Source organism: Gordonia insulae (assembly GCF_003855095.1).
GTDB classification, from domain to species: Bacteria; Actinomycetota; Actinomycetes; order Mycobacteriales; family Mycobacteriaceae; genus Gordonia; species Gordonia insulae.
Map to the genome: position 1 here is coordinate 399,829 of NZ_CP033972.1, position 13,789 is coordinate 413,617.

Sequence of the window (13,789 nt, forward strand, 5' to 3'; positions counted from 1 at the left end):
TAGACTCGCTGAGGTGAGCCCCGCGAAGAGTTCGACAGCACCCGCGAAGCAGTCAACCGGCAAGGACGGGCAGCCGGTCCTGATGCTGCTCGACGGACATTCCCTGGCCTACCGGGCCTTCTTCGCGCTACCCGCGGAGAATTTCAAGACGGCGTCCGGTCAGACCACCAACGCCGTCTACGGCTTCACCTCGATGCTGATCAACCTGCTGCGCGACGAGGGCCCCACCCACATCGCCGCTGCCTTCGACGTGTCGCGTAAGACCTTCCGCTCCGAGATGTTCCCCGAGTACAAGGCCCAGCGATCCAAGTCGCCCGATGAGTTCAACGGGCAGGTCGACCTCACCAAGGAGGTGCTCGACGCGCTGGGCATCCCGGTGATGGCCATCGAGGGATTCGAGGCCGACGACATCATCGCCACCCTCGCGACGCAAGCCGAGGCCGAGGGCTACAAGGTCCTGATCGTGACCGGCGACCGCGACTCGCTCCAGCTCGTCGACGACTCGGTCACCGTGCTCTACCCGCGCAAGGGAGTCTCGGACCTGACGCGGTTCACGCCGGAAGAGGTGGAGAAGAAGTACGGACTCACCCCGGCGCAGTATCCCGACTACGCGGCATTGCGCGGCGACCCCAGCGACAACCTCCCCGGTATCCCCGGGGTGGGGGAGAAGACCGCGTCGAAATGGATCCGCGAGTACGGGTCACTCGCGTCGCTGGTCGACCACGTCGACGAGGTCAAGGGCAAGGTCGGGGATGCGCTGCGCGCGCACCTCGCGTCCGTGCAGACCAACCGCCAACTCACCGAGCTGATCCGCGACATGCAGCTGCCGGCCGGGCCCGACGAACTGGCCATGGTCGGGTGGGACCGCGACCGCATCCACCAACTCTTCGACGACCTCGAGTTCCGCGTACTCCGCGATCGGCTGTTCTCCACGCTGACTTCCGTTGAGCCGGAAGCGGAATCGGGTTTCGACCTCGACGGCACGATCCTCGGTGCGGGTGAGGTCCGGGCGTGGCTCGACGAGCACACGAAGACCGGCCGTACCGGGGTCGCGGTGACGTCGCCGCACCTGGTCGTCGGCGCCGACGCCACCGGCATCGCCCTGGCCGCGGCCGACGAGGCCTCCGCGTTCATCGACGTGACCACCCTGGACGCCGACGACGAACAGGCGCTGGCCGCGTGGCTGGCCGACCCCGAACTGCCCAAGGCATTGCACGAGGCGAAGTGGGCGATGCACGCGGTCCGCGCGCGGGGTTGGCTGCTCGCGGGTGTCACCAGCGACACGTCGCTGGCCGCCTACCTGGTGCGACCGGGTCAGCGGACGTTCAACCTCGACGATCTCGCCCTGCGTTATCTGCGCCGTGAACTCCGTGACGACGCCGCACCGGACGACGGCCAGATGTCGCTGCTCGACGAGGACGCCGGCGACGCCAAGGCGGCCGAGCACCAGATGCTCGAGGCGCGTGCCGTCGCCGAGCTCGCCGACACCCTGGACATCGAACTCGACCGTATCGACTCCAAACCACTGCTCACCGAGATGGAGTTGCCGCTGCTGTTCGTCCTCGCCGAACTCGAGGCGGCCGGCATCGCGGTGGACGTCGACCACTTCGGTGAGTTGGAAAGCACGTTCTCCCAACGCATCCGGACCGCCGCCGACGCCGCCTACGATGTGATCGGGGAACAGATCAACCTCGGCTCGCCGAAGCAGTTGCAGACCGTGCTGTTCGACAAGCTCGACATGCCGAAGACCAAGAAGACCAAGACCGGCTACACCACCGATGCCGACGCATTGCAGGGCCTGTACGAGAAGACCGAGCATCCGTTCCTGGCGCACCTGCTCGAACATCGCGATGCGACGCGGCTCAAGGTCACCGTCGACGGCCTGCTCAAGTCCGTCGCCGACGACGGGCGGGTGCACACCACGTTCAACCAGACCGTCGCGGCCACCGGCCGACTGTCCTCGACCGAACCCAACCTGCAGAACATCCCGGTCCGCACCGAGGCCGGCCGCGAGATCCGGCAGGGTTTCATCGTCGGGACGGGGAGCGGAGCGAGCGGGCCGGGAGTCTCCGGCGCGACCGACTACGACTGCCTGATGACCGCCGACTACAGCCAGATCGAGATGCGGATCATGGCCCATCTGTCGGAGGACGCCGGACTGATCGAGGCGTTCAACACCGGTGAGGATCTGCACAATTTCGTCGGGTCGCGGGCATTCGGCGTGCCGATCGACGAGGTCACCACCGAGATGCGGCACCGGGTGAAGGCGATGTCGTACGGGCTGGCGTACGGACTGAGCGCGTTCGGTCTCGCGGCGCAGCTGAAGATCAGCCGCGACGAGGCCAAGGAACAGATGGAGGCCTACTTCGCGCGGTTCGGTGGGGTGCGTGACTATCTGCACAACGTCGTCGACGAGGCGCGCCGCAACGAGTACACCGCGACGCTGTTCGGGCGCCGTCGCTATCTGCCCGACCTCAACAGCGACAACTGGCAGCGTCGACAGTCCGCCGAACGGATGGCGCTCAACGCCCCCATCCAGGGTTCGGCGGCGGACATCATCAAGGTCGCGATGATCAACGTCTACGGACGTCTTCGCGACGAGAAACTGCGGTCACGGATGTTGCTGCAGGTGCACGACGAATTGATCGTCGAGGTCGCCGCGGGGGAGCGCGATGCGGTGGAGGCGGTGGTCCGCGAGGAGATGGGCAACGCCATCACCCTGTCCGTGCCGTTGGAGGTCTCGGTGGGATTCGGTCGCTCCTGGGACGACGCGGCGCACTGAGTGGGGACGGCGCACTGATGACTCGGGTCGGAGTTCTCACCGGCGACGGCATCGGAGCCGAGATCGTGCCGGCCGCTGTCGCCGTCGCCGACGCAGCGGCGCAAGCCGAGGACCTGGCGTTCGAATGGGTGGATCTGCCGTTCGGGCGCAACGCCATCGAAACCCATGGGGATCCGGTGCCCGACGAGACGTTGCGGGCCCTCGATGATCTGGACCTCTGGGTGTTGGGGCCGCACGACTCGGCCGGCTATCCGCCGCAGCATTCGGGACGGACCCCGGGCGCGGTGATCCGCACCCGCTACGACCTCTTCGCGAATCTTCGGCCGGCGCGGGCGTTTCACGGGGTGCGCGCCACCGCGCCGTCCATCGATGTGTTGATCGTCCGGGAGAACAGCGAAGGGTTCTATGCCGACCGCAACATGTTCGCCGGCAGTGGCGAGTTCATGCCGACGCCGGATGTTGCGCTCGCGGTCGGCATGATCTCGCGGCCCGCGTGCGAACGTATCGCGCGGGTGGCGTTCGAGGCCGCGCGTGCGCGGGCGTCGCGGGTCACCATCGTGCACAAGGCGAATGTGCTGCGGATGACGACCGGACTCTTCCGGGATGTGTGCCGCGAGGTGGCGGCGGAGCATCCCGACGTCGTCGTCGACGAACAGCATGTCGACGCGATGGCCGCGCACCTGGTCCGCAGGCCTGGCGACTTCGACGTGATCGTCACGGAGAACCTGTTCGGCGACATCTTGTCCGACCTCGCCGGCGAACTCGCCGGATCGTTGGGCATCGCGGCGTCGGTCAACTGTTCGGACACCAAAGTGATGGCACAGGCCGCACACGGGGCGGCACCCGACATCGCCGGCCGCGGGCTGGCGAATCCGGTGGCGATGATCCTGTCGACGGCCATGGCGTTGCGCCGGCATGGGACGGCGTCGGCCGACGGCGCGCTGGTGGCGACCGCCGGCCGGATGGAGGCCGCGGTGGCCGACACCCTCGCCGAGTCGATCGCCACCGCCGACCTCGGCGGGACTGCGACGACCCAGGCCTTCACCGACGCCGTGGTCGCCCGCATCTGACACCCTTTCGCTGGTCGAGGTGTTCCTTCCGTTGGTCGAGTAGCCGAGGAGCTTGCGACGAGGCGTATCGAGACCCCGACCCGGTAAATCTCTCGTAACCAGCGTGTGGATCGGCTTGGTAGCCACTAAGTTCGACACTGTGCGTCGACGATGGCCGCGGTGGTCGTCGTGCGCCCGTTCCTGCGGATGCAGGGCGGATCGAACAGATGGGGTGTGTGATGCGTTTTCTGCGATCGTCCCGACCGGTAGGAGTGCTTGCGGCACTTCTCGCGGTCCTGGTTCTCGCCCTCGCAGGGTGTTCCAACAGCGAGTCCGAGTCGTCGGGCCCGGAGTCGTCGACGACCGCGGTCGAGGCGACTGAAGTTCCCGAGATCGCCGCACTCCTGCCCGAGAAGATCAAGAATTCGGGCCAGCTCATCGTCGGCGTCAACGTGCCGTACCAGCCGAACGAGTTCAAGGACTCCAGCGGCAAGATCATCGGCTTCGATGTCGACCTGATGAACGCCATCGGAGGCGTGCTGGGCGTGACGCCGGTCTACAAGGAGTCGGAGTTCGACAAGATCATCCCGGCCGTCCAGCAGGGCACCTACGACGTCGGCATGTCGTCGTTCACGGACAGCAAGGAGCGTGAGCAGCAGGTCGACTTCGTCACCTACTACAGCGCCGGAATCCAGTGGGCGCAGCGCAAGGGCGGGGGCATCGACCCCAACAACGCCTGCGGCAAGCGCGTCGCCGTGCAGTCGACGACGGTCGAGGACACCGACGAGATCCCGGCCAAGAGCAAGGCCTGCACCGACGCCGGTAAGCCGGCCATCGAGAAGACCAAGTTCGACTCCCAGGACGAAGCGGTCAATGCGCTGGTGCTCGGCAAGGTCGACGCGATGTCGGCGGACTCCCCGGTCACCGCGTACGCGATCAAGCGGTCCGACGGCGCGCTCGAGCCGGCCGGCGGCGTGTTCGAGTCGGCTCCCTACGGCTACCCGATCGCGAAGGGTTCCCCGCTGGGCAAGGCGCTGCAGCAGGCCGTGCAGCACCTCATCGACAACGGCCAGTACAAGCAGATCGCCGAGAACTGGGGCGTCCAGGCGGGCACCATTCCGAACTCGGTGATCAACGGCGCGGTCAGCTGACGACGTGACGGCTCCCTCGACCGGGCCCATCGGCCTCGACCCGGACGAACCCGCACCCATCAAAGCGGTACCGCTGCGTCACCCCGGCCAGTGGATCGCCGCTGCCGTGGTGCTCATCCTGGTGGCGCTGTTCATCTGGGGTGCGGCGACCAATGACGCCTACCGCTGGGACACCTACGCGAGCTACCTCTTCGACACCCGGATCCTGTCCGGTGTCTGGTACACGCTGGCGCTGACCGTGCTCGCGATGATCATCGCGATCGTGCTCGGCGTCGTCCTGGCGGTGATGCGGTTGTCGCCGAATCCGGTGCTGCGGTACACGGCGTGGGTCTACCTGTGGATCTTCCGCGGCACACCCGTGTACGTGCAGTTGGTGTTCTGGGGGCTGTTCCCGTCGATCTACAAGCGGATCGACCTCGGCATCCCGTTCACCGTCCAGTTCGCCCACTTCGACATCCAGACGCTCAACGCGGCGTTCCTGTTCGCAGTCATCGGTCTGGGCCTGAACGAGGCGGCGTACATGGCGGAGATCGTGCGGGCCGGTGTGTCGTCGGTCGGGGAAGGCCAGACCGAAGCGTCTGTCGCACTGGGTATGTCGTGGACGCAGACGATGCGTCGGACGGTGCTGCCGCAGGCGATGCGGGTGATCATCCCGCCGACGGGCAACGAGCTGATCAGCATGCTCAAGACCACCAGCCTCGTCGCGGCGGTGCCGTTCAGCCTCGAGTTGTACGGCCGCGCCAGGGACATCTCCGGCGTCAACTTCCAGCCGATCCCGCTGCTGATGGTGGCGTCGACCTGGTACCTGATCGTCACGAGCATCCTCATGGTCGGGCAGTTCTACCTCGAGCGCTACTACTCGAAGGGTGCCAGCAAGCAGATGACGGCCCGGCAGTTGAAAGCCATGGCCGCCGTGCAGAATGCACCGATCATTGATGGGGAGAGCGATGAGCGCCGCTGACAGGCCGATGGTGGTCGCGGAACGCGTCTGCAAGAACTTCGGCTCACTGGAGGTTCTCAAGGGGATCACCCTGGAGGTCGGGCGCGGGGAGGTGCTGTGCATGATCGGGCCCTCCGGGTCCGGCAAGTCGACGTTCCTGCGCTGCGTCAACCACCTCGAGGTCGTCAACGCCGGCCGGCTCTACGTCGACGGCGATCTGATCGGCTATCGGGAGCGGGGCGACAAGCTCTACGAGATGAGTCCGAAGGACGCGGCCAAGCAACGGCGTGACATCGGCATGGTGTTCCAGCATTTCAATCTGTTCCCACATCGGACGGCGCTGGAGAACGTGATCGAGGCGCCCACCCAGGTCAAGGGGGAGAGCAAGAAGGCGGCCACCGAGCGTGCGCGTTACCTGCTCGACCGGGTGGGGCTGGCGGAGAAGTCGGACACGTATCCGGCGCAGCTCTCGGGTGGACAACAGCAACGCGTCGCGATCGCCCGTGCACTCGCGATGGAGCCGAAGCTGATGTTGTTCGACGAGCCGACGTCGGCGCTCGATCCCGAGCTAGTCGGTGAGGTCCTCGGCGTCATGCGCGAACTCGCCGCCAGCGGCATGACCATGGTGGTGGTGACCCACGAGATGGGATTTGCCCGGGAGGTCGCCGACCAACTCGTCTTCATGGACGGTGGGGTCGTCGTGGAGAAGGGGAATCCGCGTGAGGTGCTGGCGAATCCGCAGCACGAGCGGACGAAGGGCTTCTTGTCGAAATTGTTGTGAGCGTTGCGCATCGGACGTCCGCGGCCGGTTCGTCGACTATTTGTGTGGTCTCGATACGACCCTCGCCTAGCGGCTCGGGTCTACTCGACCAGCGGTGGTGGCGGCTCGGATCTACTCGACCAGCGGTGGTGGCGGCTCGGCTACTCGACCAGCGGTGGTGCCGACGGCTTCCGGCAACAGAAGATGGCGGTGCCGGGGAAATACTGGCCACGGAAAGGGCTCCACTGGCCCCATTCCTTGGTGAAACCGTCGGGCCATTCGGGCTCGACGATATCCTCGAGAATCAGTCCGGCGGAGCGTATTTCACGGACCCGGTCGCCGATGGTGCGGTGGTGTTCGACGTAGGTGATCGACCCGGCATCATCGACCTCGGTGTAGGGCGTGCGGTCGAAGTACGGGATTCGGACGATCAGCCCCTCGGGTCCGGGGTCGTCGAGGAACATCCACCGCATCGGATGGTTGACCGCGAACACCCATCGGCCGCCGGGACGCAGGACGCGGGCGACCTCGGCCATCACCCCGGCGGAGTCGGCGACGAACGGGACCGCGCCGAACGCAGAGCAGACGACGTCGAAGGACTCGGCGGCAAAGGGCAGCGACTCGGCGGTCGCCTGCACCAGCGGAACCCGCGTGCCGTCCGCGGCCATCGCCGCCACGCCGATGCCGAGCATCCGACGCGACAGGTCGACGCCGACAGCATGGGCGCCCTGACCGGCCAGCCATCGCGCGCACGGCGCGGACCCGCACCCGACCTCCAGTATGTCGCGCCCCGCGACGTCACCGAGCAGGCCGACGTCGGCCTCGCGCAGACCCTCTGGGCACCACACGAAATCGCCGCCGGCCGCGTACGTGCCGAGGAACTCACCGTGCTCGTCGTGATAGGTCTGCGCGTCGTGGTCCCACCACCACCGGTTGGCCCGGTCGCTGGTCGCCGAATCGACGCTGGTCAGCAGCCGCGGCGGCCGCACGGAATCCTCCTGCACCGAACCCTCGTGTGCGGTGTCGTCCTCGATCATCCGCCTCAGTCTGTCACGAGTTCGTAGAAGCGGAAGAAGCTGAAGTCCTCGATCGGGAGCACGTCGACCCGACTGAAGCCGGCGTCGTGAGCGTACGAACGCAGGGTGGCCGGGCGCATCACCGTGCCGGTCGCCGCCGACGGGGGAGAGCTCATCGAGTCGGGCAGGCAGACGAACAACGAGAACCCGTACATGATCTTGTCCAGATCGTCTGCGGGCCCGGCAAATTCATCCGATACGGCTTCGTCCATGACCACCATCGATCCCCCGGGCGCGAGCGAGGCCCGTGCAGCCGAGAGGACGTCGACGGGCCTCGGCATGTCATGCAGGCATTCGAACGCGAACGCGACGTCGAAGGGTCCACGGGCGGATGCGTCCGCGCCGTCGGCGAGCAGGAACTCGACGCGATCGGCGACCCCCGCATCGGATGCGGTGCGACGTGCCATCTCGACCGATTCCGCGTCGATGTCGAGTCCGACGAACGTCGCCGCCGGATAGGCCTTCGCGAGCGCAACGGTGGAGTGGCCGCCGCCGAAGCCGATGTCGGCGATCCGTGCACCTGGCCGTGACAACCGGGTGTGCAGATGCTCGACCCCGGCGAGCGCGGGAGCCAATTGCCGGTCGAACCACGGCCGGTTCATGCCGGCCTGGGATTCGCGTGCGTCGACGCCGAGCCGCTCCCAGCTGACCCCGCCGCCGGTGCGATAGGCCTCGAGCAACTCGGGCAGATGGGTGAACGATGCCGCGAACATCTGCGGGAGCGTGCCGAGGAACGAGAGGCTCGACGTGTCGGTGAGGACTTCGGCCACCCCGGGCGAGATCGCGAACCGGGCGGGGTCGGTGGCCAGGTCGGCATCGAGGATGCCGAAGGCTGCCTGCATCTCCAACCACTCCCGGGCGTAGCGGGGATGCGTGCCGCTGCGGTCGGCGAGTTCGTCGGCGGTCAGCGGCCCGTGTTCGGCCAGGGCTGCGTACCAACCGAGCCGGTCACCGAGGTAGACGCTCATCGTCTCGGCGGTCGCGAGGGCCGACGAGAAGAGACGTTCCGCGAACTCGTCTGCGCTTGCGTTCGACGATGATGTGGTCATTCATCAATGATGCGCCGGTGCCGTAGTCGACGGCCAGCACTGATTTCGCAGGTCATTCGATTGTCAGCAGGCGCGTCCGCCCAGTATGTGCTCGGTCTTCGCGTCGCCGTCCCAATGTCGTAGCCCGACGAACGAACCGTCGATGGTGGCGCGGGTCCGGAGCAGCGCGAGTGCGCGAACGAGCTGATCCGGTTCCAGCCGGCGGGCGAGCGTCACGTGTGGTGTCCACCGACCGGGTGCGCTGTGCGGCATCATCGCGGGTCCGGCGTTGTGGTGGTCGGCGTCGCCGAGATGGCCGGCGACCAACCGGATCGTCTGGGCGTGGACCGACAGCAGTTCACTCGACGGCACGACGAGCCGCGCGAGCGTGAATCGGGATCCCTGGGTGAACAGGATCGGCGCCCCCAGGACGGCGGTGAACGGGAGGCGCAGACTCACCGGGACGAGGGCCGCATCGGCGGTCGCATCGATCCGTTCCGCGGCTGCCAGCGTGACGTGGGGGCGGTTGCTGCCGGCCCGGATGGTGCTCTGGTTCGGCAGGCCCGCGTCGTGCAGTGTGTGCCATTCGTCACGTATGTACTGGTCAGAGGCTTCGTCGAGGAGCAATTCGAGCGAGTGGACCATCCGCCGACCTCCTGGTGGCACGTATTTGCCCAGTACAGCGGGCCTGGAGTACGCTTGCTCACGCGCGTGTGCTCGATAACGCGCGGTTCAGCATGCCAATCCGGTGTACGACTGCTCGTCGGTCGAACCGTCCGGAGGCGGTCCATGCCGATCCACAGACTCGAAAAAACTGTACCTACTACACACCTGTCCGGAGCAACTCAACATATGTCGTCCCCCACGATCACCTCCCCGCAAGTAGCCGTCAATGACATCGGCTCGGCGGAGGACTTCCTCGCTGCCATCGATTCCACGATCAAGTACTTCAACGATGGCGACATCGTCGAGGGCACCATCGTCAAGGTCGATCGGGACGAGGTTCTGCTCGACATCGGTTACAAGACCGAAGGCGTCATCCCTTCCCGTGAACTCTCGATCAAGCACGACGTCGACCCCAATGAGGTCGTCAACGTCGGTGACGAGGTCGAGGCCCTGGTCCTCACCAAGGAGGACAAGGAAGGTCGCCTGATCCTGTCCAAGAAGCGCGCTCAGTACGAGCGGGCCTGGGGCACCATCGAGGAGCTCAAGGAGAAGGACGAGGCCGTCAAGGGCACCGTCATCGAGGTCGTCAAGGGCGGCCTGATCCTGGACATCGGTCTGCGTGGCTTCCTCCCGGCGTCGCTGGTCGAGATGCGTCGCGTCCGCGACCTCCAGCCGTACATCGGCAAGGAGATCGAGGCCAAGATCATCGAGCTCGACAAGAACCGCAACAACGTGGTCCTGTCGCGCCGTGCATGGCTCGAGCAGACCCAGTCCGAGGTCCGCAGCGAGTTCCTGCACCAGCTGCAGAAGGGCCAGGTCCGCAAGGGCGTCGTGTCCTCGATCGTCAACTTCGGCGCGTTCGTCGATCTCGGCGGCGTCGACGGCCTGGTGCACGTCTCCGAGCTGTCCTGGAAGCACATCGATCACCCGTCCGAGGTCGTCGCCGTGGGCGACGAGGTCACCGTCGAGGTTCTCGACGTCGATCTGGACCGCGAGCGCGTGTCGCTGTCGCTCAAGGCGACTCAGGAAGACCCGTGGCGTCAGTTCGCCCGCACCCACGCGATCGGTCAGATCGTGCCGGGCAAGGTCACCAAGCTGGTTCCGTTCGGTGCGTTCGTCCGCGTCGACGAGGGCATCGAAGGTCTGGTCCACATCTCCGAGCTGGCCGAGCGCCACGTCGAGGTGCCGGATCAGGTTGTCGCCGTCGGCGACGACGCGATGGTCAAGGTCATCGACATCGACCTCGAGCGTCGTCGTATCTCGCTGAGCCTCAAGCAGGCCAACGAGGACTACACCGAGGAGTTCGACCCGTCGAAGTACGGCATGGCCGACAGCTACGACGAGCAGGGCAACTACATCTTCCCGGAGGGCTTCGACGCCGAGACCAACGAATGGCTCGAAGGCTTCGAGAAGCAGCGTGAGGCATGGGAGGCCCGGTACGCCGAGGCCGAGCGTCGCCACAAGATGCACACCGCCCAGATCGAGAAGTTCGCGGCTGCCGCCGCCGAGGCCGAGAAGGCCCCGACGGACTACTCGTCGGCATCGGAGAACCGTGGCGGCGGATCGTCGTCGTCCTCCTCCACCGGCGCTGCGTCGACCGGCGGCTCGCTCGCCAGCGACGAGCAGCTCGCCGCACTGCGCGAGAAGCTGTCCGGCAACGCCTGATAGCGGTTCGTAGTTCCACTCAAAGCTCCCCGGCTCGTCTTCGAGCCGGGGAGCTTTGCTGTATCCGGCTGCCGGGAACCATTAGCAGTTGACAATAATTTTCATTAACAAGTTGACTGTCCGGCGTGCATCTACAACGGACAAAACTGACACGGGTCGTCGCGCTGCTGGTCGCGTCGTCCTTCGCGCTCACCGCCTGCGGTTCCGACTCGGAAGAATCGGCGGCCACCAGCAGTGCGCCAACGAGTTCGACGCCGGTCGAAGAGCAGAGCGCGACACCACGTCTCGCGCTCAGCTACGACGGCGGCATTCTCGTTCTGGACGCGGAATCGTTGCAGCAGGTGGCCGACATCCCGGCCGACGGCTTCATCCGCCTCAACAGCGCCGACAACGGCCGCAACGTCTTCGTCTCGGAGACGGGCGGATTCCGCGTTCTGGACATGGGCACCTGGACGCGTCAGCACGGCGATCACGGGCACTACTACACGGCGCAGCCGGCGATGACGGACATGCGTTTCGGCGGTGCGGAGCCCGGCCACGTGGTGCCGCATGACTCCCGCATCACGCTCTTCAGCGACGGCACGGGCGAGGTCGACATCGTCGAGCCCGCAGAGTTGCTGCGCGGCAACGCGAAATCCACGGAGTACACGGTGCCGGAACCGCATCACGGTGTCGCCGTGTCCCGCGGCGACGGCTCGCTGGTGGTGACGTCGGGCAACGAGGAGACCCGCACCGGCATCGTCATCCTGGACAAGGACCGCACCGAGATCGCCCGCAACGATCAGTGCCCCGGCATCCACGGTGAGGCCGCGGCCACCGGCGGAGTCCTCACATTCGGGTGCCAGGACGGCATCCTGATCGTGCGCGGCAACGAGATCCAGAAGGTGCAGAGCCCCGACGCCTACGGGCGTATCGGCAACCAGGCCGGCAGCGAGGAGTCGCCGATCGTGCTGGGCGACTACAAGACCGACAAGGACGCCGACCTCGAACGACCGAACCGGTTCACCCTCACCGACACCCGCACCGGGGAGCTGCGCATCGTGCCGTTCCCGGCGAGCTACAGCTTCCGATCCATCGAGCGCGGCCCGAACGGCTCGGCGGTGATCCTCGGCACCGACGGTGCGCTGCACGTCTACGACCCCGCCACCGCCACCGAGACCAAGAAGATCGACGTGATCGGTGCGTGGACCGAGCCCGACGAATGGCAGTCGCCGATGCCCAACCTGCATGTGCAGGACGGCATCGCCTACGTCACGGACCCGACCGCCAAGACGGTGACCGCGGTCGACCTCGCGTCGGGTGAGCAGAAGGCGAAAGCCGACCTGCCGCAGCCCACGGTCGAACTCACCGGCGTCACCGGCTGATCGGCAAAGGTTCTCGCTCCCGCGTTACGAATCCGCGCACTCGATCGAAGGCGCGGACACGAAACGAGGGAGCGGCAACCTGGCAATCGGACGTTTGCGAGACTGGTAGCCGTGATCAGACTGGGACTGTCCGGCGGCATCGGCGCGGGCAAATCGACGGTGGCGAAGACGTTCATCGAGCGCGGCGGCTACCACATCGATGCGGACAAGGTGGCCCGCGAGGTGGTCGAGCCGGGTACACCGGGTCTGGCCGCACTGGCAGAGGCGTTCGGCGACGAGATCCTCGCGGCCGACGGAAGCCTCGACCGCCCGGCGCTCGCGGCCAAGGCGTTCGTCGACGACGAGCAGCGCAAGAAGCTGAACTCGATCACGCATCCGCTGGTGGGTGCCCGGACACAGGAACTGCTCGAGGCCGCGCCGGCGGACGCGATCGTGGTCCAGGACATCCCCCTGCTCGTCGAGGGCAACATGGCACCGTTCTTTCACCTGGTGGTGATCGTGCACGCCGACGCCGACGTCCGAATCGACCGGCTGACCACCGCCCGGGGGATGCCCGAGGGCGACGCCCGTGCCCGGATCGCCGCCCAGGCTTCGGACGAGCAGCGCCGCGCCGTCGCCGACGTCTGGCTCGACAATCATGGGTCGCCGGCGGATCTGGCCGCGGCCGCCGCAGCGCTCTGGGACGAGCGCCTGGTCCCGTTCGAACAGAACATCCGTTCGCGGACCTTGGTGCGGGGACCGCTGACCCTGGTCGATCCGGACCCGGAGTGGGCCGCCCTGGGGAATCGGATCGTCAACCGTCTCTGGGCGATCGTCGGTGACAAGGCCTCCGCGATCGACCACGTCGGCTCGACGGCCGTCCCCGGCCTGGCTGCGAAGCCGACCATCGACGTGCAGATCACCGTGGCAGACCTCGACGTCGCCGACGGACTCGCCGACACTCTCGCCGACGGCGGATTCCCGAAGGTGGCCGGGATCGAGGGCGACGAGCCCAAGGCGGATCCGTCGACCGGATCGGTCGATCGCGGGCTGTGGGGCAAGCGCTTTCACGGCTCGGCCGATCCCGGGCGTCCGGTCAACGTCCACCTGCGCGCTGCCGGATCGCCCGGCGGTCGCTTCGCCATCGATTTCCGCGACTGGCTGCGCGCCGACGACGCGGCCAGGGACGAGTACGCACAGATCAAACGTGCGGCTCTCGACAGCGCCGACGGTGACCTCGCGCGGTATGTCACCGCCAAGGAGCCGTGGTTCGACGACGCGTATCGCCGCATCGCCGACTGGAAACGGTCGCGCGACTGAGCGCGCGGC

11 protein-coding genes are annotated in these 13,789 nt (G+C 66.7%); 8 read left to right on the forward strand and 3 right to left on the reverse strand.

What is annotated here, in order from left to right; all coding sequences use genetic code 11:
* Positions 1-13 precede the first annotated feature (13 nt).
* From polA to D7316_RS01960, 5 genes are all read left to right on the forward strand, one after another.
* Positions 14-2,782, forward strand: coding sequence for a DNA polymerase I (gene polA / locus D7316_RS01940; protein ID WP_124706806.1), 2,769 nt, complete (start codon positions 14-16; stop codon positions 2,780-2,782).
* Between the two features lie 17 nt (positions 2,783-2,799).
* A complete protein-coding gene (locus tag D7316_RS01945; protein ID WP_124706807.1) occupies positions 2,800-3,852 on the forward strand; it encodes an isocitrate/isopropylmalate dehydrogenase family protein in 1,053 nt (350 codons plus the stop codon).
* Positions 3,853-4,070: 218 nt separating this feature from the next.
* Positions 4,071-4,982 carry an ABC transporter substrate-binding protein gene (locus tag D7316_RS01950; RefSeq protein ID WP_164473712.1) on the forward strand — a complete coding sequence of 304 codons (912 nt, stop codon included), beginning with the start codon at positions 4,071-4,073 and terminating at the stop codon, positions 4,980-4,982.
* Between the two features lie 4 nt (positions 4,983-4,986).
* Complete coding sequence (locus D7316_RS01955) at positions 4,987-5,943, forward strand: amino acid ABC transporter permease (protein WP_124706808.1); 957 nt, start codon at positions 4,987-4,989, stop codon at positions 5,941-5,943.
* A complete protein-coding gene (locus tag D7316_RS01960) occupies positions 5,930-6,703 on the forward strand; it encodes an amino acid ABC transporter ATP-binding protein (protein WP_124706809.1) in 774 nt (257 codons plus the stop codon). The genes D7316_RS01955 and D7316_RS01960 overlap by 14 nt, the downstream gene beginning before the upstream one ends.
* 140 nt (positions 6,704-6,843) lie before the next feature.
* Here the strand turns inward: D7316_RS01960 and D7316_RS01965 are convergent, their stop codons facing one another.
* The 3 genes from D7316_RS01965 to D7316_RS01975 form a co-directional block, all read right to left on the reverse strand.
* Positions 6,844-7,719, reverse strand: coding sequence for a class I SAM-dependent methyltransferase (locus D7316_RS01965; protein WP_124706810.1), 876 nt, complete (start codon positions 7,717-7,719; stop codon positions 6,844-6,846).
* A gap of 5 nt (positions 7,720-7,724) precedes the next feature.
* A complete protein-coding gene (locus D7316_RS01970; protein ID WP_124706811.1) occupies positions 7,725-8,807 on the reverse strand; it encodes a class I SAM-dependent methyltransferase in 1,083 nt (360 codons plus the stop codon).
* Positions 8,808-8,870: 63 nt separating this feature from the next.
* Positions 8,871-9,431 (reverse strand): 2'-5' RNA ligase family protein, encoded by a 561-nt coding sequence (locus tag D7316_RS01975; RefSeq protein ID WP_124706812.1) that lies wholly within the window; start codon positions 9,429-9,431, stop codon positions 8,871-8,873.
* A gap of 207 nt (positions 9,432-9,638) precedes the next feature.
* Between D7316_RS01975 and rpsA the strand changes: the two genes are divergently transcribed.
* The 3 genes from rpsA to coaE all read left to right on the forward strand — a co-directional run bounded on the left by rpsA (position 9,639) and on the right by coaE (position 13,780).
* Positions 9,639-11,117 carry a 30S ribosomal protein S1 gene (gene rpsA, locus D7316_RS01980; RefSeq protein ID WP_124706813.1) on the forward strand — a complete coding sequence of 493 codons (1,479 nt, stop codon included), beginning with the start codon at positions 9,639-9,641 and terminating at the stop codon, positions 11,115-11,117.
* A gap of 125 nt (positions 11,118-11,242) precedes the next feature.
* Positions 11,243-12,481, forward strand: coding sequence for a zinc metallochaperone AztD (aztD, locus tag D7316_RS01985; protein ID WP_124706814.1), 1,239 nt, complete (start codon positions 11,243-11,245; stop codon positions 12,479-12,481).
* A gap of 111 nt (positions 12,482-12,592) precedes the next feature.
* Entirely contained in the window at positions 12,593-13,780 is a 1,188-nt protein-coding gene (coaE, locus tag D7316_RS01990; protein WP_124706815.1) for a dephospho-CoA kinase, read from the forward strand.
* Positions 13,781-13,789 lie beyond the last annotated feature (9 nt).